The following is a 23930-nucleotide window of genomic DNA, read 5'->3' on the forward strand; positions in this document are numbered from 1 at the left end:
CTGGGCGCAGATGAACCACCAGGTCGACGCGGTCGTGTGCGGTGTCGGTTCGGGCGGCACGATCACCGGCCTCGGTCGTTTTTTCCAACGGGTCGCGCCCCATGTCGAGATGGTGCTTGCCGACCCCGAAGGTTCGGTGCTGGCGGACTACGTGAACACGGGCGAGATGGGCGAGCTCGGCTCGTGGCTTGTTGAAGGTATCGGCGAGGATTTCATCCCGCCGGTCAGTGATCTCTCACTCGCCGCGACGGCCGTTACCGTCTCCGACAAGGACGCGTTTTTGACCGCGCGCGAATTGCTGAAGAACGAGGGCCTGTTGGCGGGCTCGTCGTCCGGCACCTTGATTGCCGGCGCGCTCGCCTATTGCCGCGCTCAGAAAACACCGAAGAGTGTCGTGAGTTTCGTCTGCGACAGCGGCAACAAGTATCTCTCCAAGGTCTACAACGATTATTGGATGATCGATCAGGGATTCATCGAACGCGAAACCTACGGCGATCTACGCGATGTTATCGCCCGACTCTATTCCGAGCGCGCCGCCATTACGGTCAAACCGGACGACACGCTGGCCACGGCGCTGGCCCGCATGAAGCTCTACGACATCAGCCAGATACCCGTTTTGGAGGACGACAAGCCAGTCGGCATCATCGATGAGTCCGACATTCTGTGGGCCGTGCATCACGACCACGAGACGTTTACCGACACGGTCGGATCGGCGATGACCGCCGAGATTGAGACCATTCCGGTCAAGGCGGGGATCAAGAGCCTGATGCCGATCTTTCGCCGCGACCTCACGGCGATCGTTGTCGACGAGAACGATGCGTTCCTGGGTGTCATCACACGCATCGACCTGCTGAATCACTTAAGGCGCGGACTGTCGACGGCTTAAGACACGGGGCGATCGAAGGAGACGATCATGTCTGAGACAATAGCGAACTCAGGACGCGCGTTGGGCAACATTGCAAGTTTCACGCCGCCTGCCTTGGACGATCCCGGTGACGAGGCGATCGAGGCTTACAAGCGAGATGGCGTCATCTGTCTGCGCGGCGCGTTCGGGCGTGACTGGCTGGACGTGATCGAGTCCGCCGTCGACGACGCGATCGATGAGCAAAGTGCGAGCTCCGCGACCGTCCGGCACGATGACGAGCCGGGCTTCTTCTATTACGACAGCCTGATGTGGAAGCGGGTCGAGGCATTCCGGCGTTTCGTCTTCGACTCCCACGCGCCCGACCTCTACTGGCGCCTGCTCGAAACCAGCAGGCTCAATTTCTACTACGACTTCATTCTGCTGAAGTCGCCGGGTTGCGCCAGCGCCGTCACGCCGTGGCACCAGGACCACTCATACTATCCCCTGCACGGCAACAAGATCATCAACTGTTGGACGGCGCTTGATCCCATTCCTCTGGAAACGGCGCTGCGTTTCGCTAAGGGATCGCACCTGCGGAACACGATCCATCGTGCCGTGCACTTCGCGCCGGACCGGGAGTATGCCGGCAGCATGGCCGAACGGCCGCTGCCGCCGGATCTCGACAACGACCCCGACGCCGACATCGTCGCCTGCGCGTTGGAGCCGGGCGACACACTGGTCTGGAATTCCCGCATGTTCCACTGCGCGCCCGGCAACACGCTGGATCGCCGGCGTGCGGCACTGTCGACCAACTGGGCGGGTGACGATGTCACGTACTTCGACATGCCCCAGGAGTCCGACCCGTCCTATCGCGGCGAAAACCTGGTCGAAGGCGGGCCGATCACCTGCGAGACGTTCCCACAGGTAAGGCCGATCTAGATTGCGAGGTTCGGCCGGCGTTCGGGTCGGTCGAGCCAGGGCCGGCGTTCTTCCAGTGCGGCGGCAACGCGGAACACGGTGACGTCGTCCTCGACCCGGCCGATGACCTGAAGTCCGGTCGGCAGGCCCGTTACCGTCATGCCCGACGGCACGGCGAGCACCGGACAGCGGCCGAACATGTTCCACAGGACTGTCATGGCCGTATCCGTGTCGGTCAACGTCTTGCCGTTGACCGTGATCGTGTCCTTCTGCCAACCGTCGGCCGGAATGTCCGGGCACGACACCGTCGGTGTGATGAAGACATCGTGATCGCGCAACATGGGACCCAGATGCTGGTCCCAGACCTGCGCGGCCAGGCTCAGCGAGCGCCGATAGTCGTCCGCATCGAAGCTCAATGCCGTTTCTTCCAGTTGCGGCACGTAGTCGCTGACGATGTCGCCATGATTGCGCACAGCGTCGCTGATGCCGGGCGCGAACAGAAACTCCTGGGATCCGTGACCCAGGCGGATGACCTCGCCCGCCCAATCGACCGGGATCTCCGTTACTTCTGCACCGGCATCGCGCAACGCATCGAGCGACTCAAGCGTCGCGCGCCTGACGTCGTCGATGACCTCGTAGTGACCGAGGTCGATGGAGTACGCGATCTTCATCCCCTCGATCCCCTTGAGGTCGGCGGGGATCGTCACCTTGCGATGCAGGCTGTTGTGATCCAGCGGATGGGGACCGGACATGATGCTGGCCATCACCGCCGCGTCGGCCACCGTGCGCGTCATCGGACCGTGATGCAGGTAGCTTGAGAAGCTGGCCTCGCCCACCATGGGAATGCGGCCGAACGGCGCCTGATAGCCGACGACGCCGCACTGGCTGGCCGGCTGACGGATGGAGCCGGTGCTGTCACCGCCGGTAGCCAGGATGGTCGCACCGGCGGCGAGTGCGGCCGCCGAACCGCCCGACGAGCCACCTGGTGAGGCGTCGGGTCGCCAAGGGTTCCGCGTGACACCCCACATCCGCGACTGCGTCGTATAGAGCCAGCCGAACTCCGGACAGGTGGTGCGCGTGAAGATGTTCGCGCCGGAACGGATCAGCCGTTCGATATCGGGGTCGGTGCGCTCGGCGATCGCGTCCTTATAGATCATCGAGCCCATGGTCGCGCGCTTGCCGCGTATGGCGGAGGTGTCCTTGACGGCAAGCGGCACGCCTTCCAGGCGTCGCGGCCGGCCGTCGGTCTTGGCGTACTTTTCTTCGGCTTTGCGGGCGCGCTGCCGCGCTTCGTCATAGTAGGTATCGGCGAAGGGGTTGATGGTTTCGCGGATGGCCTCGCCTCGCGCGACGACGGCCTCCAGCAGCTCGACCGGCGACACTTTCCTCGCCTTGAACAGGCCGACTGCCTCGCTTGCCGTTAGATAACAGAGATCGTCATCGACCATGGTCTGAGCCCCCTCGACACTTGTATGGTGGGCGCGAATCCTGATACCTCCCGCCCACTCAGAGTTTCGCGCGCATCATGCCACAGCCTCGCACGAGGGGAACGTTCCCGTCATGACCGATCGACAGCAGTCCAACCGGCCCGGCTTTTCGACCCGGGCGATCCACGCCGGCCAGCGGCCCGATCCGACCACCGGCGCCATCATGACGCCGATCTACGCGACCTCGACCTATGTGCAGGACAGTCCTGGCGTCCACAAGGGCTACGAGTACTCGCGCTCGCAGAATCCGACGCGCATGGCATTCGAGGACTGCGTCGCCGATCTCGAAAGCGGCAACAGAGCCTTCGCGTTCGCCTCCGGTCTCGCCGGCTCGGCGACGGTCTTGGAGCTGATGGAAAGCGGCAGCCATGTGCTGGCCGGCAACGACCTCTACGGCGGCACCTACCGGCTGTTCGAGAACGTGCGCAAGAAGAGCGCCAACCTGGATTTCACCTTCCTGGACATGACCGACGAAGCGGCGATCGAGGCGGCGATCCGACCGGAGACACGGATGATCTGGATCGAAACGCCGACCAATCCGCTTTTGACCGTAATCGATCTGGACATGATCGCGCGGGTCGCCAGGCGGCACAACTTGCTCGCCGTCGCGGACAACACATTTGCCACGCCGTGGGTGCAGCGCCCCTTGGAGTTCGGCTTCCATCTGGTCGTGCATTCGGTCACCAAGTATCTCAACGGCCACTCCGACATGGTCGGCGGCATGGTCATTGTCGGTGACGATGCCGAGCTCGCCGATAGCCTGGCTTATCTGCAGAACGCGGTCGGCGGCGTCGCCGGGCCGTTCGACAGTTTCCTCGCCATGCGCGGCTTGAAGACACTGGCGCTGCGCATGGAACGCCACTGCGAAAATGCCGCGGCCATCGCCACCTGGCTCGACAGGCACCCAAAGGTCGCGCGCGTCTATTATCCCGGCCTTGAGAACCACCCACAGCACGACTTGGCCAGCCGCCAGATGCATGGCTATGGCGGCATGGTGACGGCGGTGCTGGACGCCGACCTGGACGGCACGCGGCGGTTCCTGGAGCGCTGCGACCTCTTCGCGCTAGCCGAGAGCCTGGGCGGCGTCGAAAGCCTGATCGAGCATCCGGCGATCATGACACATGCCTCGATCCCGAAGGAGATCCGCGAGGAGATCGGCATTTCAGATAGCCTCGTCCGTCTCTCGGTCGGCGTCGAGGACGGCGACGATCTGATCCGCGAATTGGAGAACGCACTGGCCGCCGTCTGACCCGATGGACGACCGCCGCCTAGCCTTCACGCTGCTGGCCGCCCTGACCGTGGTCTGGGGGCTCAACTGGCCGGTGATGCGCGTCGGTGTTCTGGGCGTCGAGCCCTGGACCTTCCGCGCCTTCACAACCGTCTTCGGCGGCATGGTGCTTTTGGCGGCGGCCTATGTGAACGGCCAGCGTATCACCGTGCCGCGCGATCAGTTCCGCCTGATCTGCATGATCGCGCCGGTCTCGATCGGCGGTTGGATGGTGTTCTCCGCTCTGGGCCTGGAGCACATGGCGTCGGGCCGCGCCGCGATCGTCGCTTACACCATGCCGCTATGGGCCGTTATCTTCGCGCGGCTCCTGCTCGATGAGCCCATCACCTGGCGGCGCGTCGTGGGTCTGGCCACCGGGCTTGCCGGTATGATCGTCCTGATCGGCGGCGACCTGCCGGCGATCGGCGAATCGCCGCTTGGCGCCATTTACATGCTGTGCGCTGCCGTGACCTGGGGCCTCGGCACCGTGCTCTTCAAGCGTGCGCCCTGGCGCATCCCGGTGCCGGTTATCGTCGGCTGGCAGTTTCTCGTTCTCAGCGTGCCGATCACCGCGGTCGCCTTGATCGTGGAGGCACCGGATTTCGACTACACGGCGTGGTCCTGGTTCACGATCGCCTATCAGATCTTCGCCGGCGCGCTGATCGGCAACTACGCCTGGGCCAAGATCGTGACCCTGTTGCCGGCCGGTGTCGCGGCGATCAGCAGTCTGCTTATACCGGTCATCGGCGTCGTCAGCGGCGCCTTGATCCTGGGTGAGCCCGTAACGTGGCGGGAGATTGTCGCGCTAGCCTGCGTCATCGGCGCGCTCGCCGTCGTGCTGATTGGCCCCGACACGCAGGCGAGGCGAACAAACTGATCACATCATTCCGGCATCGCCTCGCAGGTTCCGATGTTCGCGGTGACAGTGAGCCAATCCGGTTTCGAGCGTGTGAAGACGTAGCGCTCCGGTTTGTACCAGAACGTCGGTTGATCGAATGTGCCGCCGGCCAATCCGCGATAGTCTGGCCGGAACTCCAGCGTCCAGGTCAGCGCCGTGCCGCATGCGGTGCAAAAGCCCTGTTCGAGCCAGCGCCCGGCATCGGATGTCAGGCGATGGATGCCAAGCAGGCTCTCGTCGATCTCGACATTCTGTTTCAGGAAGTAGACGGAGATGCCCAGCGCGCTTCCGGTGCGCTTCTGGCACCATGTGCAGCTGCACAGGCTGACCCGTTGCGGTTCGCCGCTGGCCTTGTAACGGACCCGCCCGCACACGCACCCGCCTTTGTGACTGTCGACCATAGTCTCCCCGGCTGTCGTTAACTGTGCTGCGCGGCGATACGCGCCATGGTGTCCCAGAACAATCGCTCATAGCCCTGGATCAGGCGGGTCGCGCGCATGATCGCGATGTCGCTGACGCCGTGATCGAGACCGTCCTGGATGATCGCCAACGCGGTAGCCTCGATCGACGGCATCTTGGAGAAGCTGTCGAGGAACACGGTGTCGTCGGTCGAAAAGCCGTAGGCGTCGCGCAGCGCCGCGCCCACATCGGCGCAGTTCGCCCCCCACGCCTGGAAGTTGACGAAGAGACCGCACACAACCTCGGCCGCCGACCCGCGTTGGGCGAGCCACGCCATGTAGGCGGCATAGGCATAACCTTCCGGCTCGACCTCATAAGCGTCGAGGCCAGCTTTCGTCATGCCGAGCTTCTTAGCGAGCACCAGGATCTTCTCGCGCTCGCCAAGCTGGCCCTGCAGGATGCCGTTGAAGAAGTCGACATGGGGCGTATCGCCGAAGCGCGCGACCAAGGTCGCGATCGAGCGCATGTCCGAGATCGCCATGTGGTGCTGATGCCCCGGCAGCGCCTTGATCGCTTCGAGCGGCACGTCACCGGCGCGCAGTGAGGCGATATAGGGGTGGTTGCGGATCGCCGCCTCGACGGCGGCTAGCTGTTCGCGGGTTCGCGCAACGACGTCCTCGGCCTTCATGATGCTAACCCTCCCGACTTCCGTTCCTAGCCTCGACCGCATTGCCCGCCCAGCCAAGCGAAATCAGGTCGGAATCGCGCCTGGTTCAACGCTTCACATGTTATCCCGGGTTATCCCGAGCGGACTGTGTACAGATCCGCGGCGGACCGGTGGCATCAGCCCTGCCCTGTGCTAGAAGCCCGGGCTCCCGATCGGTTCAGGCAAGAGAGGACAGATGGCCAACGTGGACGGCATCGCCGGCGAACAGCTTCTCAACTACATCCAGCGCATCGAGCGGCTTGAGGAAGAGAAAGCCAACCTCGCCTCGGACATCACCGACGTCTACCGCGAGGCCAAGGGCATGGGGTTCGACACCAAGATCGTGCGCCAGCTCATCAAGCTCAGAAAGATGGAGCCGGACGACCGCCAGGAGCAGGAAGCGCTGATCGAATCCTACAAGATCGCTATTGGCATGGGCTGAACGCCATCGCACCATAGGTCATGGCCGAACGACATCTTGCGAAGGAACTGAAGCGCCGCATGGCGGCACTGTCCCTGTCGCAGAAGGGCCTGGCGCAGCTGGCCGGGTTGAACGACACGGCGGTGCGCGACATCGTCTCGGGCCGCTCGCGTCATCCGCGCCACGACACCATCGAAAAACTTGCCGAGGCGCTGGGCTGCAGCGCGGCCGAACTGCTGGACGACAAGGCGGGCCCAGTCGTCAGGGCCCACACGGATGGCGAAGGCTATGTCCTGATCGCGCGATACGACCCGCGCAAGGATGCCGGCCGGGAAATGTTGACGGGCCATGATCGCAGCTTCGCCGATGTGGCATTCCGCGCCGAGTGGCTGGCCGAGTTGACCCGCACACCGGCCAATCAGCTCGCCATGGTGACCATGTCTGGCGACAGCATGACGCCCACGGTGGGTGACGGCGATCAACTTCTGGTCGATTTGACCCAATGGTCGCCGGGCACCGACGGCATCTATGTGGTGCGCCAGGGCGATAGCCTTCTGGTCAAGCGGTTGACCGCCGATCCCATGCGCCAACAGGTGGTTATGAGCAGCGACAACCCGACTTACGCCAGCCTGGCGCCGCTGGCGCCCGCGGAAATCGACCTTTTGGGTCGTGTGATTTGGATCGGGCGCAAGGCTTAAGCAGGTTGCTTTTCCCCGATTTCCCCCCTTAAATGCAGCGATTCGGCGTCCCCAAGACGTGGGCGCGACGCCGCCGCAAGACACATACTCTCATTCCAAGGCCGGACGACGAGGTGCCAAGCCATGACCGTACTGCCCAATTCCCCCCATGCTCGCGACATCAAGAACGTGCTGCATCCCTATTCCAACCTCGTGAAACACGAGGAAAAGGGTCCGCTGATCCTGGAAGAAGGTGACGGCATCTATGTCAAGGACACCGAGGGCAAGAGCTATATCGAGGGTCTGGCCGGCCTTTGGTGCACGTCGCTCGGGTTCAACAACGAGCGTCTGGTCGAGGCGGCCGCCAACCAGATGCGCAAGCTGCCCTACTACCACGCGTTCTTCCACCGCTCGAGCATGCCGGCGATCGATCTGGCCGAGCGGCTGATCGATATGGCGCCTGCGCCGATGTCCAAAGTGTGGTTCGCCAATTCCGGCTCCGAGGCGAACGACCACATGGTCAAGTTCGTCTGGTACTACAACAACGCGCTGGGCCGGCCTGAGAAAAAGAAGATCATCGCGCGTATCGGCGGCTATCACGGCATCGCCGTGTCGTCGGGCTCGCTGACCGGTATGCCGCTGATGCACGCCGGCTTCGACCTGCCGATCCACAACATCATGCACACGGGATCGCCGCACCATTACAAGTTCGCCGAGTCCGGTGAGTCTGAGGAAGATTTCGCGACCCGGCGCGCCAACGAACTGGACCAGATGATCCAGGACGAAGGACCGGAGACGGTGGCCGCGTTTGTCGCCGAGCCGATCATGGGCGCCGGCGGCGTTATCCTGCCGCCCAAGACCTATTTCGAGAAGATCCAGGCGGTGCTGAAGAAGCACGACGTGCTGATGGTCGCCGACGAGGTCATCTGCGGCTTCCACCGCACCGGCAATCTGTTCGGCTCCAACACCTATGACATCAAGCCGGATATCATGGTGGTTGCCAAGCAGTTGAGCTCGGCCTATCTGCCGATCTCGGCCACGATCATCAACGAGAAGGTCTATCAGCCGATCCGCGACTTCTCCGGCGAGAACGGCGTGCTGGCGACCGGCTTCACCTATTCCGGCCATCCGGTACCGGCCGCGGTCGCCATCGAGACGCTGAAGATCTACGACGAGATGGATATCGCGAGCCACGTGAAGAAGGTCTCGCCGCTGGCTATGGAGCGGCTCGCCAAGCTGGGCGATCATCCGCTGGTCGGCGAGGCCCGCGGCACCGGCCTGATCGGCGCCGTCGAGCTGGTCAAGGACAAGGAGACGAAGGAGAACTTCGGTCCGGAAGTCGCGGCCTATTGCGGCGAGGCCTGCCTGGACCACGGTCTGATCCTGCGCGCGGCCGCGGGCAACTCCGTCGCGTTCTGTCCGCCGCTGATCATCCAGGAAGACGAGATCAACCAGCTGTTCGACCGCTGGGAAAAGGCGCTGGACGACACGCTGGCCTATGTCCAGTCGGAAAACCTGATGGCCGCCGAATAGACGGTCTTCAGAGACCTAGAGAGAGCCGCCGGGACCTTCAGGTTCCGGCGGTTTTCTTTTGGCCACGAAGTCAAGGAGATCATCCAGCAGATCCATGTCGTTGATGATACGCGGGACCTTGTGCTGACCGCCCAACTGGCCACGTTTCTTCATCCAGTCGTAGAAAGCCCCGGGCGTGGCGGCGTGCAATTGCGGTGCGAGCATGCCGATGCGGTGCGCGCCATAGTCGTCGTTGCACTGGGAGAGACCTTCGTCGATCAACCGCATGAACCGTCCGCATGTGTCGGGATCGGGCACCGGCCCGTCGAACTCAACGATATAGACGTGACCGCCCTTCGGTTCCGAGGCGGTCGGGTAGATCGGGCCCACGGCGAACTCAACGATACGCCTGCCGATTGCCGAAGCGGAGTCGGTGACGACATCGTCAATCTCCGAGGCAATCAGATGCTCGCCAAAGGCTGAGAGCATGAATGAGGTCCGGCCGGTAACCAGAAGACGCGGCGGCGCCCTGTCGACGAAGGCGACGGTGTCGCCGAGCACGTAACTCCAGGCGCCCGCGCAGGATGTGACGACGATGGCGTAGTCGACACCGGTTTCGACATCCGCAAGCCAATGACGCGTCGGGTTGGCGGTGCCGAGTTCGTCGGCCGGCACGAACTCATAGAACAAGCCACCATCGGCGATCAGACGCATGCCCTCACCGTCCGCGCGGTCGGCGATGGCGATGAAACCCTCGCTGGCGGCATAGACTTCGCGAGTCTTGCATCGGCTTCCCGTGAGCCACTCGCCGAAAGATGCACGGTAAGGCGCAAAATGGACGGCGCCGTGGACGATCATCTCGAGATTGGGAAAGAACGACGTCAGACGCGCCTCGTTGTCCGGCTGCAGCGCACGCAGCCTGTCGAGGAAGACCAAAAGCCAGCTTGGCGTACCGCTGATCGAACGGATGTCCTGGCCAATTGCGGCACCCGCTAAGGCATCGAGCCGCTCTTCCCAATCGGCAATCGTCTCGAGCTCTCGTGGCGGGAAGTAGCGCCAGCGCACCCAGCTTGGCATCACCGATGCGGCGATACCGCTGAGGTCACCAGTACGGACACCCGGCGCCAGTTCGCGCAGGCCCGTACTGCCGCCCAGCACGAAGTTCAGGCCGGCTAACAACGTGCTGCCGGGTGTGTTGCGCAAATGATGAACCAGAATGTCTGCGCCGGCGAAGGTGTTCGACCGGTTCATCTCGTGGGTGCACGGGATGTACTTGGTCTTACCGGTGGTCGTCCCGGAGGTCTCGGCGAAGAAGGGAACGGTTCCAGGCCACGTACAATCCGTCAACACTGGAAACGCGGATGACCAGTAGTCTTCCCAGAAATCCTCGAAGCGTCTTAAGGGTACGCGCTCCTGAAAGGTCTCAACATCGGTGATGGTGTCGAAGCCATGGTCCCTGCCAAAGCGCGTGTCGCGGGCCTTTGTGACGAGCTTCAGCAGTTCACGCTTCTGCGCATTGACCGCATCTTCGCGATCGAGCTGCCGGGAACGCCAGCCGGCATAGACTCGAAGCAGCGGTGTCGCATCAAGCATGGTGTCTGATGCCGACCTCCTAAGGCGACAACACGGTGGTCGCGACCGCCTGATCACGGACGGTGGCGACGGTTAGCGGCACCTGCACGTATTCACCGGTCTGCCACAGGTCGACCTGATCAAGAAACGTCGTGCTGTTGAACCAGCCGTCCTGACCGCCGAGCAGGACGAAGTAGTTGGCGTCGGGATCGGCCATGTCGGAGATGTGCCGGGCCTGCGAACCGTAACGCACCTGATGGCGCTCGCCTGCCGGACCGTGAGCCGTCTTCATCAGCGATTCAGAACTGCCGCCGGCGGGCAGGTCCAGGAACCTGTAGCGGCTGCCGACAATGGGGATATTAGCCAGGGGATGCTGGATAATCAGCCGGTGCCTGTCGCCCCAGGTGTCGCCACTGGCGTAGGCGCCGGACGCCGCCGCAAACCCCTCGCCCATCGCGGCGCGCAGGACGGCCTGATCGGCACCAGCGATGTCATCCAAGGTAATCTCCTGGGTCCGGTCCATGCCGGCGAAAGCCTCCCAGTCCTCGCCGCCGACGATCTCTTGATAGAACTTGGCGAGGAAGGCTGCGCGGAACGCCTCGAATGCGACGGCGCCACGGGAGTCCAAGTTGTAGTGACCGTCCCATGCCGTGATCGCCTGCCACGCCACGGCTTGATCCGGCGCCAACGCGGTCGCGGCATCCAACGTATCGACCTGGCGCGCGATGGCGTCACGCAAATCGACCGCCGAGGCCATGTAGACATCCTGCTGCAGGGCGGCGAGCAGATCGACGTCGACACCTGGTGACGTCTCAATCATCTCGGCCATGCGATCGACCCGATCATCAGGTGAGAAGAAATAGCCTACGGGAACAGGACTTCCCGCCGGACGGTTGTTCGCCGATGTCAGGTAACCGGCTTCAGGATTATAGGACGCCGGCAGGTCGGCGGTCGAAATCGACTGGTCCCAGGCCTGTGCATGCTCTTCGATGGCGATGATCACATCCTCGGGCGGCTCAGCACCGCGCCGCGGCAGGCGCGCCGCCATGATCTTGCCGATGTTGCCGTCGACATCGGCATAAAGCATGTTCTGGGCCGGCACGGCGAACGTTTCGAAGGCGCCGACGAACTGCTCGAAGGTTGTCGCCTGGCTAACCTTCAAGAAGGTCGTCACTTCGTCGCTTGGGGTGTGGCCGACCCAACTGAGCGCGAGCGGGCCCTCGGTCAGGCCGGCGAACTGCGGCGCGTCGGAGACAACCGGTCCTGCCGGCGCTTCACGGATCGTCACCGTATCGTCGAACCACCAGCGCACGCCGACCTCCTCCTGCCGGTCCGTGATGGCATCAGGCGGCAGCGAGGAGATATCGACGAGGTCGCTGGACGCGGCCCTCAGATTGGTGCCACCCCAGGCGATAGACGGATTTCGCCCGATGGCGAAGACCGGCAGGCCGGCGCCCATCAGGCCGACGACATGGTAGGACGGCGACTTGACGCCCGCGACCAGCCAGATGTTCGGCACAAAGATGCCGAGGTGCGGATCGTTTGCCATGATGGCGCTGCCGTTCGCGGTCAGCGATGGCGCGACCGCGACGCTGTTGCTACCGGATCGCGACGTGTAACCGAACAGGTCGTTGAAGCTCGCGATCTCGGCGCCGTCGCCGTTTTCCAGGATCGGTACCGAACCGTTGCCGATCAGGCGCGCCCACAGGTCGGGCCAGTCGTCGCGGTCGCGCAGCGGCAGCAGGCTGAACCAGACAAGCCACGTGATATCGGTCGCCGCCAAACGCCCCATGGTCAGGATATCCCTTACCGTCCACGGTTCGCGCTGCAAGTTCAGTACCCTGAACTCAAGCGGCAGGGTCTCCGTGTTGTCGACATAAAAGTTGATGCCGGCGACAAAACCCTCGAGCCATTCACGGGTCGCAGGCGGCAGGTCCGCCTCGATCGCTTCGGCGGTGCGCTCGAAGTTGAGAATGCGCAGGCCATAGTCGATATCGGTCGCGAGCGGACCGCCCATTTCCGAGACCCGACCCTGGGATACCTTTCGGAAGAGTTCCATCTGACCGAGCCGTAAGTGGGCATGCACCAAGCCCAAGGCGAACGCGGCGTCGCGGTCGTGGTCGGCCTCGACAAAGGGAATCTGATGACTGTCCCAATAGATGCGGACTGCCCCTTCGACAGGCGCGCCTTCGGTTGGGATCGTTGCGAGACGTGTCTCAACCGTCGACTCATCGGGCAGCGGCGTCAGCAACGAGCACCCCGCCAGAAAAACCGCAGACAATCCTCCTGCAGCCGCCCGCAACATCAATCTCCAATGTTTTTTCAACTACCGACTCGCGCGATCGAACCTCGACGCCCTATACGTCAGGAAACCTTGGTCAGATTTTGACAACGCGCCGGCGACAGCGTCTGCCGGGTCAACCCCGCTTTCGCCAGCGCGTCGGGCAAATCGCGATCCAACAGGATCGACGCCGCGTAAGCCGACAGCGCCGCCGACGTCTGGATACCCGCGCCACCCTGACCGACATTCCAGAAAAAACCATCGGCCCTGGCGTCCCACCCGGTGACCGGCAGGCGATCGGCGACAAAGCTCCTGAGCCCCGCCCAGCGTTTCTCGAAGCGTCGGATCTCCAGCGATGTCCACGCCATGATGTTCTCCGCTGCTTGGGCGAGGTCGAGTTCTTCCGGCTGGGCATCGCACGGCGCGCTCGATGTCTCATCGGCCAGGGACCCCATCATCAATCCAGCTTCCGGTTTGAAGTAGAAGGACTCGCCATCGTCTGCGACCAGGGGCCAGTCCGTGCAGTCGACACCGTCCGGTCCCCTAAATGTAAACGCCGTGCGCCGACAAGGCACGAGACCGACCGGATCGACGCCCGCAAGCTTCGCCACCGCATCGCCCCAGGCGCCCGCGCAGTTGGCGACAACCGGCGCGCTGAACGTGCCGGCCTTGGTTTCCACCTGCCAGACACTGTCACGGCGGTCGAGCGCCGTGACGTCGGCATCGCAGACGAGTTCGGCACCCGCCCTGCGCGCGGCTTTCAGGTAGCCGCCGTGGATCGCGCCGACATCGATGTCGCCCGCCGTCGGCTCAAAAAGGCCATAGGCGACTTTCTCAGGTTTCAAGACCGGACACCTCTGCAGACAGCCGTCGACTTCCAATCGAAAAAGAACCGTGCCCATGAGGTTCGACAACGAATCTTCACTGAAATGGGCGTCTTCGGTCTCATGTCCGACCAGCAACAGGACCGGACGTTCGCGCAGCAGCGGATAGTCGGTGAAGCCATCCGGCGGCGCATCGATGAAGCGGCGGGTCTCTTCCGACAACGCCTGCACAACAGTGCCGCCGATCACATCCGTATAGTGGGCGGCCGAACGGCCGGTGCTGTGATAGCCCGGCTGTTCCTCGCGCTCGATCATGATCACGCGCCGATGGGGCGCCAACTGGAAGGCGAGCGCCGCGCCGACCGCGCCAGCGCCGATGATGATGACATCGGCCTCGTTCAAACGCCTACTCCGCCGGTTCCCGCGTTGGCTGACCGGCGGCCGCCGCCTGCGCATGCGCCTTTGGTTTGGTCACCTTCAGGAAGATACCAAGCAGCGGCGGCACGAGCGCCAGCGTCAAAACCGCCGAAAGCGAGAGGCCGCCGACCACGACGGAGCCCAGCCCGCGGTAAAGCTCCGACCCCGCGCCCGGGAAGACGACCAGCGGCAACATGCCGCACACACTGGTCAGCGTTGACATGAAGATCGGACGGACACGGTTGCGCACCGCCTCCTCGACCGCATCGCCCGGCGACATCGCGTCTTCGCGGATGTGGTGCAGCGTCTGGTGGACGAGCAGGATCGCGTTGTTCACGACAATGCCGATCAAAATGACGAAACCCAGCATGGTCAGCATGTCGAGCGGCAGGCCGACGATCGCCAAGCCCAAGACGCCACCGGCGGCCGCGACCGGTACGGAGACCATGACAATCAGCGGATAGATGAAACTCTCGAATAGAACCGCCATCACCAGATAGACGATGATAAGCGCCACCAAAAGGTTGAGCACCATGGCGTCCCATGTCGTCGAGAGCTTGTCGGCGGTGCCGGAGAATTCCATCGTCACGCCGGGCGGCAATCCGGCCTCTTCCAGTGGCGCAATGACCTGATCGCGAATGATCTCGATGCCGGTCTCTAGCGGGATATCGTCGGCAAGGCCGATCTGAAGCGTCACCGTGCGTTCGCGTTCCAGCCTGCGGATCTGGGTCGGGCCGCTGGTCACCTCGATATCGGTCAGCGAACTGACCGGCAGAATAACGCCGCTGCGCGTCACGATGGGTAGTTCGCCGATGCCTTGCGTCTCGTCGATATGATCGTCGGGCCCGGTCAGCATCAGGTCGATCTCCTTGCCGTCGACGGAAATCTCGTCGACCCTGATGCCCGAGTTGAAGGCGTCGATGCCCATGGCGAGTTCGCGCGCCGTCACGTCGTTGTCGGCAAGCTTGACGCGGTTGGGAAACACCCGGACCTCGGGAGAGCCGTTTTCCAGACCGGGACGCGGCCGGATCTGATTGCCGGCTTCTTCCGGCAGGTTCATTGCGACAAGACCGTAGGCCTGGAGCGCGACCTGATAGATCGGCTCCAGTTCGGGCCCGGAGATGTTGAGATCGATGTTTCTGCCGCCACCGACACCGCGGCCAAACAAGGACGGCTGGCTGAAGAAGCCGAACGTGCCGGGTTCCTCAAAGACGGGATCGCGCATCAACGGGATGAGATCCCGGACACGATCGGGATTGCTGGCCGCCCCGCCGACAAAGGTCCAGGTCGGGCTGGCAACGAAGTAGAAACGCTGGAACTTCGGACTGCCATCCTCGGCGTCTTCCGGCCCGGTCTCGACCTCCCAATAAGGACGAGTCTCGGCTTCGACCCGCGCGGCGATTTCCGCCATGGTATCGAGGTTGTAGCCCGGCGGCGGCAGGATCGAGCCGAAGACGAAGTTCTGGTTGCCCTCCGGCAGGTACTCCAGCTTGGGCAGCAGAATATCGGCGACAACGACGGCCAGGACACAGATACCGCCGACGACAACGACGGCAGCGACACTGCTTTTCACGACGAAGCGGGCGAACCAACCCATCGCGTTGTTGAACGCGCGGGCGGGAACATCAATGAACGGCAATCGGAAGCCTGCGGTGCCTTCCGCGCGCGTCAGTATCTTGGCGGAAAGCGCGGGGATCAACGTGACGGCGACCACAAGCGACAGCAGCACCGAGACGGAGATGGCGACGGCGATATCACGGAAGACCTGACCGGCTTCAAGCTCCATCACCAGGATTGGAATGAACACCATGACCGTGGTCAGTGCCGAGACCAGAATGGCGCCCCAAACCTGACGTGCGCCCTCATAGGCCGCCTGCTTCGTCGGCATGCCCTGCTGGCGCAGCCGGTAGATGTTCTCCAGGACAACGATGGCGGCATCGACCACCATGCCGACGGCAAAGGCGAGCCCCGCCAGTGACACCACGTTGATCGACCGGCCCAACGCCGCCATGGCAACGAAGCTGCCGATGACCGAGATCGGAATGGCGATCGAAACGATGAGTGTCGCGCGCGGCGAGCGCAGGAAGACCAGCAGGACAAAAGCCGCGAGGACACCGCCGATCCAGATGTTCTGCTCGACCAGCGCAATCGCCGAATCGATATAGATCGTCTCGTCATAGACCTGAATCAGTTCCAGCCCGGCATCGGGCATCACCCCGGCATTAAGCTCGTCGACGGCCTCGCGAACGCCTTTCATGGTCTCGATGACGTTGGCGCCGGCCTCGCGGATCGCGTTGAAGACCAGCGCCGGCTGACCATTGAAACGGATACGTGATGACGGTTCCTTGTAGTCGAAGGAGACCTCGCCCAGATCGTCGACGGTGACCCGCGCCAGACGATCCGACTCGATATCCTGAAGGCTGCGCACGACAACGCTTCGGATATCGTCGAGCGCCTCGAAATCGCCTTCCGAGCGCACCGTATAACGGCGCTTGCCCTCGTCGATGTAACCGGCCGACGCCGACGAATTGGCATTCTGCAGGGCCAGCACGACCTCCGGCACAGTCAGGCGATAACGCGCCAGGTTCTCCGGTACGATGGTGACGCGGATCTCCCGCTCGCTGCCGCCATACATGTTGACGCGCGATATCCCGGGCACGCGTTCGATGCGCTCCTTGACGACGTCTTCGAAGAAGTCGCCGTACTCATGCATCTCCCGCTCGTTGCCCGGTTGATGGATGATCGTGAACCAGGCAATCGCCTTGTCCTCGGCGCTCGCGGTATCAAGCGTCGGTTCGTCGGCCTCGTTGGGATATCCCTCGACACGGTTCAGCCGGTTCGACACCAGCAACAGGGCGCGGTCCATGTTCTGACCGATGGCGAACTCCAGCGTGATTTCGCCATAACCCTGATAAGCCTGCGAGAGCATCTCCTCCAGACCGGTCAGGCCGGTCAGGACCTCTTCCTGGCGGATGATGATCTCTCGTTCGACCTCGGCTGGCGCGGCACCCGCCCAGTTGGTCGTGATTGTAATGACCGGACGTCGAACATCCGGCGTCAACTGGATCGGAATTGTCTGAAGCGCCAGCAGGCCGAACATGATGACCATCAGCACCGCCGCCACAACGGCGATGGGTCGTTCGATGGCCAGGCGAATAAGGTTCATGGCTAGAACGCCACCGCCTGTCCGGGGTACAGCCGTTCGTTGCCGCGCACCACGACCAGTTCACCGGGCTCAAGACCGCTCAAAACGATGAAGCGCGCGCCAACCGCCGATCCCAGAAACACTGGTCTCGGCTGGGCGGCACCATCCACGACGACGAAGACCGACGCACCGCCGCCGCCTCTGTTGATCGCGTCCTTGTGCACGGTGACGGCATCGCGCAATTCGCCGACCGGGATCTCGACCAGCACGGTCTGACCGTCGGCGACCGTTCCGGGTGTTACGTCCCAGTTTGGCGAAAACCGCACCGGCCGCGTTCTGGCCTGGGCATTCTCCGCGACACCCACCGCGCGCACCGCCGCCTGGTGCGGCTCGCCGCTGTCACCAACGTAGTCGACGCTGACGGAGACACCCGGCAACAGGCCGCCAATCGCGTCGTAAGGCACGTCGGCTTCGATCTCGATGGTGCCGTCGTTCACCATGTCGACAATGGCGCTACCGATATCGACATAGGAGCCGATCTCGGTGTGGCGCAGCTCGATGACACCGTCATAGGGCGCACGAATAACCGCGTCATCGACCTCGTCCTGAGCCAGGGCCAGGTTCGCCTCGGCGCGGATCAGCGCGGCGTTGGCCACGGAGACCTGCGCCACGGACATGGCCACCTGTTGTATCTGGTCGTCGTGGCGTGCTTGCGAATAGGCCGCGGACTCCGACAGATCCTCAAGCCGCACCAGCGCTTGGCGCTGCAGCGACAGGTCGGCTTCGGCGGCGACCAGGAGCGCGCGCGCCTGCTCGACCTCGGCGGCTAGGAGGTCGCGGCGCAGTTCCATGCGATCGGACCGGATTTGGACCAGCTTGTCCCCGGCCAGGACACGATCGCCGACCTCGACAAAAACGTTTTCGACGGTGCCTTCGACTTCCGTCGCGACGGTCCCGGACTGGCGCGACACAAATCGGCCGATGACATTGGCCGTTTCGTTCACCTGCTCGACAATCACCTCGTCGACGCCGACAAGCACCGCGTCGTCCTGCGCCAAGGCAGGCGAAGCGAGGCCGACCACGACAACTAGGCCTAAGAGAATCCGTGGAATCATGGGAGCGGGAGTGTACTATCGGGGTTCATAGGGGTCACGCTCGGCAAGTAGGCAGTTCGGCGCATTGTGATCACGCCTGGGTGAAGCACAACGCGCGGATCTGTTACGCCACATAGGCGAAATAATCAATGACAACACAGCTTTACGTTCATCCGTCTTACCTGGATCACCGAACCGGGCCGCACCACCCCGAACGCCCGGAACGGCTGGAAGCCATTCAGCAGGTTCTGGCGCACGACATGTTCGATGCCCTGATACGGGTCGAGGCGCCGCGAGCCGACGACAGCCTGCTGACGCTGATGCATCCGAAGGGTCAGGTCGACCGTGTTCTGGCGGCTGAGCCCAATCAGGGACTGGTTCACCTTGACCCCGACACGGTGATGTCGCCGGGTTCCGGCGACGCGGCGCTGCACGCGACCGGCGCGGTCTGCGCCGCGGTCGACGCGGTGATCGAAGGCGCCGCCGACAACGCGTTCTGCGCGGTGCGTCCGCCCGGTCATCATGCCGAGGCCGGCCAGGCGATGGGGTTCTGCTTGTTCAACTCTGTCGCGATCGGGGCCGAGCACGCACGCCAGGCGCATGGCATCGCGCGCGCCGCCGTTATTGATTTCGACGTCCATCACGGCAATGGCACCCAGGCGCTTTTCTGGGACCGTGAAGGATTGTTCTATGGCTCGACCCATCAGTATCCGCACTATCCCGGTACCGGCGCGGTCGAGGACACGGGCGCCTACAACAACATCGTGAACGCGCCGCTCGCCGCCCACACCGGAAGCGAAGCGTTCCGCGCCGCCATGGAGAAAAGGATCCTGCCGGCTCTGGACGCTTTCAAGCCGGAGATCATTCTGATATCGGCCGGGTTTGACGCCCATCAGCAGGACCCCCTCGCCAACCTCAATCTGATCGAGGAGGACTTCGCCTGGGCAACCGATCAACTGGTGGCCATGGCGGATCTGCATGCCGAGGGCCGGTTGGTGTCGTCGCTTGAAGGCGGGTATGACCTGGACGCCCTAGCCACCAGCACGGCGACCCATGTGATCCGATTGATGGCTGCGGCGTAAGGAATAGGGGAAATGGCAAAAAAAGAAACGAATGACGACATCAAGGCCATGAGCTTCGAACAGGCACTGGCCGAACTTGAGACAATTGTGGAGGGGTTGGAGAGCGGCGACAGCAAGCTCGACGATGCCATCACATCCTATGAGCGGGGCGCGGCGTTGAAGTTACATTGCGAAACCAAACTGCGTGAAGCGCAGGAGAAGGTCGAAAAAATCAAGCTGGCGGCTGACGGCAGCGTTAGCGCCGAGGCGACTGAAATTTCATGAGCGTCGCGCCCGTACAGGTCGACGAAAGCGTCGTCGCGAACCTGGCGACGACGGCACAACGGGTCGAGGCTGCTCTGGACGGCCTGCTGCCGACAAGCGGCGGTCTGGATAAACCCCTGTTCGATGCTATGCGCTATGCCACGTTGAATGGTGGAAAGCGCCTGCGCCCCTACCTGTCGCTCGCCGTGAGCGACCTGTTCGGTGTGCCTGAAGAGCGGGCAATGCGCGTCGCCGCCGCCGTCGAGATGCTGCATTGCTACTCGCTCGTGCACGACGACCTGCCAGCCATGGACGATGATGACCTGCGGCGCGGCCACCCGACGTGTCATGTGGCGTTCGATGAGGCGACCGCCATTCTGGCCGGCGACGCCCTCTTGACCCTGGCGTTTGACGTGCTGGCCGACCCGACAACTCACGACAGCGCCGCGGTGCGGGTCGACTTGGTTCGCGGCCTTGCGGGCGCGGCCGGCGCCCACGGTATGGTCGCCGGCCAGATGATTGATCTGGCGGTCGAGCACCGATCCGTCGATGTCGCCACAATCGAACATCTTCAGGCCTTGAAAACGGGCGCTTTGATCACATTTTCGGCCGAAAGCGGTGCCATCGTCGGCGAGGCGAACGATGGGGACCGGGCAGCGATCGTGAGCTATGGACGGGATCTCGGATTCGCGTTCCAGATCATCGACGATCTGTTGGATGCCGAGGGCAACGAGGAAGAAATGGGCAAGGCGGTCGGCAAGGACGCCGAGGCTGGCAAGGCCACCATGGTCGCCGCGGCCGGCCCTGAAATCGCGCGAAAACGCGCCGAGCAACTCGCCCTGCAGGCCATTGAAAGTCTCTCGGGATTCGGTCAACCTGCCGACACGTTGCGCGACGTCGCACGCTTTGTCGTGAACCGTCGCACCTGAAGACCGCAGCATGGCCGCACAGCGATAGACATAGGGATGGTGGATTGACGATCTCCAACGAGACTCCCCTCCTCGACGGCGTCACATGGCCGGCCGATATCCGTGAGATGACGCCGCAAGAGTTGCGCCAGCTGGCCGACGAAGTGCGTCACGACATGATCAACGCGGTCGCCGAGACAGGGGGTCATCTGGGCGCAGGTCTGGGTGTGGTCGAGCTGACCGTGGCCATCCATCATGTCTTCAACACACCCGATGATCGCCTGGTCTGGGATGTCGGCCATCAATGTTATCCCCACAAGATCCTGACCGGCCGGCGCGACCGCATCCGCACCTTGCGGCAGAAGGACGGGCTTTCCGGTTTCACCAAACGCGCGGAGAGCGAGTATGACCCGTTCGGCGCCGCGCACAGCTCAACATCCATTTCGTCCGGCCTGGGCATGGCCGTCGCCAGCGAACTGAAGGGCGAGGAACGCGACGTCATCTGCGTTATCGGCGACGGCGCGATGTCGGCGGGCATGGCGTATGAGGCGATGAACAACGCCGGCGCCCGCGACACCCGTCTGATCGTCATATTGAACGACAACGACATGTCGATCGCGCCGCCGGTCGGCGCCATGAGCGCCTATCTGGCGCGCGCGCTGTCATCGGGCACCTATCGTTCGGCGCGCAACATGGCCAAAGGCCTTGCCGCACGCTTCCCGCGGTCTCTGGAGGTCGCGGCCAAACGCTTCGAGGAATACGCCCGCGGCATCGCGACCGGCGGCACGCTGTTTGAGGAACTCGGTTTCTATTACATCGGCCCGATCGACGGTCATAACCTGGACCACCTGCTGCCGATCCTGAAGAACCTGCGCGATACGCGCGAGAATGGGCCGGTGCTGGTGCATTGCGTTACCCACAAGGGCAAGGGTTATGAGCCCGCCGAGAAGTCGGCCGACCGCTATCACGGCGTCTCCCAGTTCGACGTCATTACCGGCGCCCAGAACAAGGCCAAGCCAAAGGCGCCCAGCTATACGTCGGTGTTTGCCAAAGGGTTGATAGCCGAGGCGGAAGCCGACGACCGGATCTGCGCGATCACCGCCGCGATGCCGTCAGGCACCGGCATCGACAAGTTCGCCGAACGTTTTCCTGACCGTGCCTTTGACGTCGGCATTGCCGAACAGCACGGCGTCACGTTCGCCGCCGGCCTGGCATGCGAAGGGTTCAAGCCGTTCGCGACGATCTATTCGACGTTCCTGCAGCGCGCCTATGACCAGGTTGTGCACGACGTTGCCATTCAACGTCTGCCCGTGCGGTTTGCGATCGATCGCGCCGGCCTGGTCGGCGCCGATGGACCGACCCACGCGGGCGCCTTTGATGTCGCCTATCTCTCCACCCTGCCCGGGTTCGTGGTGATGGCGGCGGCCGACGAGGCCGATCTGATGCACATGGTCGCGACCGCGGCGGCGATTGACGACCGGCCGTCGGCGTTCCGCTATCCGCGCGGCGAAGGCATGGGCGTCGATTTGCCCGAGCGGGGCACCGTGCTGGAACTGGGCAAGGGTCGCATCATGCGCGAGGGAACGGCCGTCGCGCTCCTGTCGTTCGGCGCGCGCCTTGGCGAATGCAACAAGGCCGCCGACGTGCTGGCCGCGCGCGGCCTCTCGGCCACGGTCGCCGACGCGCGCTTCTCCGTGCCGCTGGATGAGGACCTGGTGCGGCGCCTGGCGCGCGAACACGAGGTGCTGGTCACGATCGAAGAAGGCTCAACCGGCGGATTCGCCGCCCACGTCTTCAACTTCCTGGCCCATGACGGCCTGTTGGACTCAGGGCTCAAGGTTCGTCCGATGATGCTGCCGCCGACGTTTATCGATCAGGCCAAGCCGGTCGAGATGTACGACGAAGCCGGCCTCAACGCGTCCGATATCGTCGCCACCGTCCTTACCGCCTTGGGCCAGGACGCCAACGAGGAGCCCGCCCGCGCCTGACGCGGCGGCATGGTCTTCGTGAAACTCAACGTCGTAGGACTGATGGCAGGGCTGATGCTGATCGCCTGCGCCCCGACCGAAGACACGGTCGCCAGCCCCACCGAGTATCACTCGCTGGAATGCATGGCGCTCAACATCTATTTCGAAGCGCCCGCCGGCGATACCGAAGGCCAGCGCGCCGTCGGCCACGTCACGATGAACCGTATGACCGACCCGAGGTTCCCCGACACCGTGTGCGATGTCGTCCACCAGGGGCCAGAGGGATCGCTTCACGGCTGCCAGTTCCACTGGTGGTGCGACGGTAAGAGCGACGAGCCGACGAACAGTGCAAAGTGGGGCGAAGCGGTAGAGGTCGCTCAGCTGGTCATGGGCGGCAACGATCCCGATCCGACTGATGGCGCGCTCTACTTCCACAACACGCAGGTCGAGCCGTCCTGGGCGTCGAAGCTCGAACGCACCGTTCAGATCGGCCCGCACATCTTCTACCGGTGACCAAGCGGCGCCTCGACCAGCTCCTGGTCGACCGGGGCCTCGCTGAAAACCGCACCCGCGCCCAGGCCCTGATCATGGCGGGCCTGGTGTTCTCGAATGACAAACGCCTCGATAAACCGGGTCACCAGATCGCCGATGACAGCGACCTGGACGTGCGCGGCAAGGACCATCCCTGGGTTGGGCGCGGCGGCCTGAAACTCGACCACGCCCTCGGCCACTTCGACCTCGATGTCACAGGCAAGACGGCGCTCGACCTCGGCGCCTCGACCGGCGGTTTCACCGACGTGCTGCTGACGCGGGGCGCGGCCCACGTCTATGCCGTAGATGTCGGCCACGGCCAGCTCGCCTGGAAGCTGCGCGAAGACGCCCGCGTCACCGTGCTGGAAAAGACAAACGCCCGCGACCTCGACAAGGACCTGATCGTGCAACCTGTCGATGTCATCACCGCCGACTTGAGTTTCATCAGCTTGAAGACCGCACTTCCCGCCTCCCTTGCCTTGGCCGCGCCAGGCGCCCTCCTCGTCGCCCTCATCAAGCCACAGTTCGAGGCCGGCCGCGGCGAAGTCAGCAAGGGCGGCATCGTCACCGACCCCGAAGTGCACGAGGCCGTCTGCCGCGACATCGAGAGCTGGCTCTCCGATCAGCCGTACTGGCAGGTTATTGGCATCACGCCAAGTCCGGTGACCGGCGCGGACGGCAACAAGGAGTTCCTGATCGCCGCCGGGAAAAACGGCTGATAGCATCTTCCGGACTCC

General features: G+C 63.5%; 21 protein-coding genes. 13 read left to right on the plus strand and 8 right to left on the minus strand.

Going from position 1 to position 23930, the window contains the following annotated elements; translation table 11 throughout:
* Together AAF563_18315 and AAF563_18320 are read left to right on the plus strand one after the other, a co-directional pair.
* On the plus strand, positions 1–886 hold an 886-nt coding region (locus AAF563_18315; GenBank protein ID MEM7123242.1), incomplete at its 5' end, for a pyridoxal-phosphate dependent enzyme.
* Positions 887–913: 27 nt separating this feature from the next.
* The gene (locus AAF563_18320) at positions 914–1783 is read left to right on the plus strand and encodes a phytanoyl-CoA dioxygenase family protein (protein MEM7123243.1); all 870 of its coding nucleotides are present in this window, start codon (positions 914–916) and stop codon (positions 1781–1783) included.
* Here AAF563_18320 and AAF563_18325 read toward each other — a convergent pair.
* Entirely contained in the window at positions 1780–3210 is a 1431-nt protein-coding gene (locus tag AAF563_18325; GenBank protein ID MEM7123244.1) for an amidase, read from the minus strand. The two genes, AAF563_18320 and AAF563_18325, sit on opposite strands and share 4 nt — an antisense overlap.
* A 112-nt stretch (positions 3211–3322) precedes the next feature.
* Here AAF563_18325 and AAF563_18330 point away from each other — a divergent pair, with 112 nt between their 5' ends.
* Together AAF563_18330 and AAF563_18335 are read left to right on the plus strand one after the other, a co-directional pair.
* Positions 3323–4498: a PLP-dependent aspartate aminotransferase family protein gene (locus tag AAF563_18330; GenBank protein MEM7123245.1), complete on the plus strand. Its 1176-nt coding sequence runs from the start codon at positions 3323–3325 to the stop codon at positions 4496–4498.
* 4 nt (positions 4499–4502) lie between these two features.
* On the plus strand, positions 4503–5393 hold the full coding sequence (locus AAF563_18335; GenBank protein ID MEM7123246.1) for a DMT family transporter: 891 nt from the start codon (positions 4503–4505) through the stop codon (positions 5391–5393).
* Between the two features lie 5 nt (positions 5394–5398).
* Here the strand turns inward: AAF563_18335 and AAF563_18340 are convergent, their stop codons facing one another.
* Entirely contained in the window at positions 5399–5815 is a 417-nt protein-coding gene (locus tag AAF563_18340; GenBank protein ID MEM7123247.1) for a GFA family protein, read from the minus strand.
* Positions 5816–5832: 17 nt separating this feature from the next.
* Positions 5833–6501 carry a hypothetical protein gene (locus AAF563_18345; GenBank protein ID MEM7123248.1) on the minus strand — a complete coding sequence of 223 codons (669 nt, stop codon included), beginning with the start codon at positions 6499–6501 and terminating at the stop codon, positions 5833–5835.
* Between the two features lie 214 nt (positions 6502–6715).
* On the opposite strand from AAF563_18345, the gene AAF563_18350 reads away from it, so the two are divergent.
* From AAF563_18350 to AAF563_18360, 3 genes are all read left to right on the plus strand, one after another.
* A complete protein-coding gene (locus AAF563_18350) occupies positions 6716–6961 on the plus strand; it encodes a DUF2312 domain-containing protein (GenBank protein MEM7123249.1) in 246 nt (81 codons plus the stop codon).
* Positions 6962–6981: 20 nt separating this feature from the next.
* On the plus strand, positions 6982–7638 hold the full coding sequence (locus tag AAF563_18355; protein ID MEM7123250.1) for a LexA family transcriptional regulator: 657 nt from the start codon (positions 6982–6984) through the stop codon (positions 7636–7638).
* A gap of 123 nt (positions 7639–7761) precedes the next feature.
* Positions 7762–9150, plus strand: coding sequence for an aspartate aminotransferase family protein (locus AAF563_18360; GenBank protein ID MEM7123251.1), 1389 nt, complete (start codon positions 7762–7764; stop codon positions 9148–9150).
* Positions 9151–9165: 15 nt separating this feature from the next.
* Here AAF563_18360 and AAF563_18365 read toward each other — a convergent pair whose 3' ends face one another.
* From AAF563_18365 to AAF563_18385, 5 genes are all read right to left on the minus strand, one after another.
* Complete coding sequence (locus tag AAF563_18365; protein ID MEM7123252.1) at positions 9166–10722, minus strand: GH3 auxin-responsive promoter family protein; 1557 nt, start codon at positions 10720–10722, stop codon at positions 9166–9168.
* A 19-nt stretch (positions 10723–10741) separates the two neighbouring features.
* Positions 10742–12952 carry a penicillin acylase family protein gene (locus tag AAF563_18370; protein MEM7123253.1) on the minus strand — a complete coding sequence of 737 codons (2211 nt, stop codon included), beginning with the start codon at positions 12950–12952 and terminating at the stop codon, positions 10742–10744.
* 113 nt (positions 12953–13065) lie between these two features.
* Entirely contained in the window at positions 13066–14208 is a 1143-nt protein-coding gene (locus AAF563_18375) for an FAD-binding oxidoreductase (GenBank protein MEM7123254.1), read from the minus strand.
* 4 nt (positions 14209–14212) lie between these two features.
* On the minus strand, positions 14213–17389 hold the full coding sequence (locus AAF563_18380) for an efflux RND transporter permease subunit (GenBank protein ID MEM7123255.1): 3177 nt from the start codon (positions 17387–17389) through the stop codon (positions 14213–14215).
* Positions 17390–17391: 2 nt separating this feature from the next.
* Positions 17392–18450 carry an efflux RND transporter periplasmic adaptor subunit gene (locus AAF563_18385; protein MEM7123256.1) on the minus strand — a complete coding sequence of 353 codons (1059 nt, stop codon included), beginning with the start codon at positions 18448–18450 and terminating at the stop codon, positions 17392–17394.
* 161 nt (positions 18451–18611) lie between these two features.
* Between AAF563_18385 and AAF563_18390 the strand changes: the two genes are divergently transcribed.
* From AAF563_18390 to AAF563_18415, 6 genes are read left to right on the plus strand one after another with little or no spacing between them, the layout of a single operon-like run.
* Entirely contained in the window at positions 18612–19544 is a 933-nt protein-coding gene (locus tag AAF563_18390; protein MEM7123257.1) for a histone deacetylase family protein, read from the plus strand.
* Positions 19545–19556: 12 nt separating this feature from the next.
* Entirely contained in the window at positions 19557–19808 is a 252-nt protein-coding gene (locus AAF563_18395) for an exodeoxyribonuclease VII small subunit (protein ID MEM7123258.1), read from the plus strand.
* Entirely contained in the window at positions 19805–20716 is a 912-nt protein-coding gene (locus AAF563_18400; GenBank protein ID MEM7123259.1) for a polyprenyl synthetase family protein, read from the plus strand. Before AAF563_18395 ends, AAF563_18400 begins: the two co-directional genes overlap by 4 nt.
* Positions 20717–20760: 44 nt before the next feature.
* Complete coding sequence (dxs, locus tag AAF563_18405; protein MEM7123260.1) at positions 20761–22683, plus strand: 1-deoxy-D-xylulose-5-phosphate synthase; 1923 nt, start codon at positions 20761–20763, stop codon at positions 22681–22683.
* Positions 22684–22701: 18 nt separating this feature from the next.
* Complete coding sequence (locus AAF563_18410; GenBank protein MEM7123261.1) at positions 22702–23175, plus strand: cell wall hydrolase; 474 nt, start codon at positions 22702–22704, stop codon at positions 23173–23175.
* Positions 23172–23912 (plus strand): TlyA family RNA methyltransferase, encoded by a 741-nt coding sequence (locus AAF563_18415; protein MEM7123262.1) that lies wholly within the window; start codon positions 23172–23174, stop codon positions 23910–23912. Before AAF563_18410 ends, AAF563_18415 begins: the two co-directional genes overlap by 4 nt.
* Positions 23913–23930 lie beyond the last annotated feature (18 nt).

This window comes from Pseudomonadota bacterium, assembly GCA_039028155.1.
In the GTDB taxonomy this organism is placed as follows: Bacteria; Pseudomonadota; Alphaproteobacteria; order SP197; family SP197; genus JANQGO01.

Bases quoted from the DNA above. Each gene is read 5' to 3' on its own strand.
- AAF563_18320 (MEM7123243.1), top strand. From the start codon at position 914: ATGTCTGAGACAATAGCGAACTCAGGACGCGCGTTGGGCAACATTGCA.
- AAF563_18325 (MEM7123244.1), bottom strand. From the start codon at position 3,210: ATGGTCGATGACGATCTCTGTTATCTAACGGCAAGCGAGGCAGTCGGC.
- AAF563_18330 (MEM7123245.1), top strand. From the start codon at position 3,323: ATGACCGATCGACAGCAGTCCAACCGGCCCGGCTTTTCGACCCGGGCG.
- AAF563_18335 (MEM7123246.1), top strand. From the start codon at position 4,503: ATGGACGACCGCCGCCTAGCCTTCACGCTGCTGGCCGCCCTGACCGTG.
- AAF563_18340 (MEM7123247.1), bottom strand. From the start codon at position 5,815: ATGGTCGACAGTCACAAAGGCGGGTGCGTGTGCGGGCGGGTCCGTTAC.
- AAF563_18345 (MEM7123248.1), bottom strand. From the start codon at position 6,501: ATGAAGGCCGAGGACGTCGTTGCGCGAACCCGCGAACAGCTAGCCGCC.
- AAF563_18350 (MEM7123249.1), top strand. From the start codon at position 6,716: ATGGCCAACGTGGACGGCATCGCCGGCGAACAGCTTCTCAACTACATC.
- AAF563_18355 (MEM7123250.1), top strand. From the start codon at position 6,982: ATGGCCGAACGACATCTTGCGAAGGAACTGAAGCGCCGCATGGCGGCA.
- AAF563_18360 (MEM7123251.1), top strand. From the start codon at position 7,762: ATGACCGTACTGCCCAATTCCCCCCATGCTCGCGACATCAAGAACGTG.
- AAF563_18365 (MEM7123252.1), bottom strand. From the start codon at position 10,722: ATGCTTGATGCGACACCGCTGCTTCGAGTCTATGCCGGCTGGCGTTCC.
- AAF563_18380 (MEM7123255.1), bottom strand. From the start codon at position 17,389: ATGAACCTTATTCGCCTGGCCATCGAACGACCCATCGCCGTTGTGGCG.
- AAF563_18390 (MEM7123257.1), top strand. From the start codon at position 18,612: ATGACAACACAGCTTTACGTTCATCCGTCTTACCTGGATCACCGAACC.
- AAF563_18395 (MEM7123258.1), top strand. From the start codon at position 19,557: ATGGCAAAAAAAGAAACGAATGACGACATCAAGGCCATGAGCTTCGAA.
- AAF563_18400 (MEM7123259.1), top strand. From the start codon at position 19,805: ATGAGCGTCGCGCCCGTACAGGTCGACGAAAGCGTCGTCGCGAACCTG.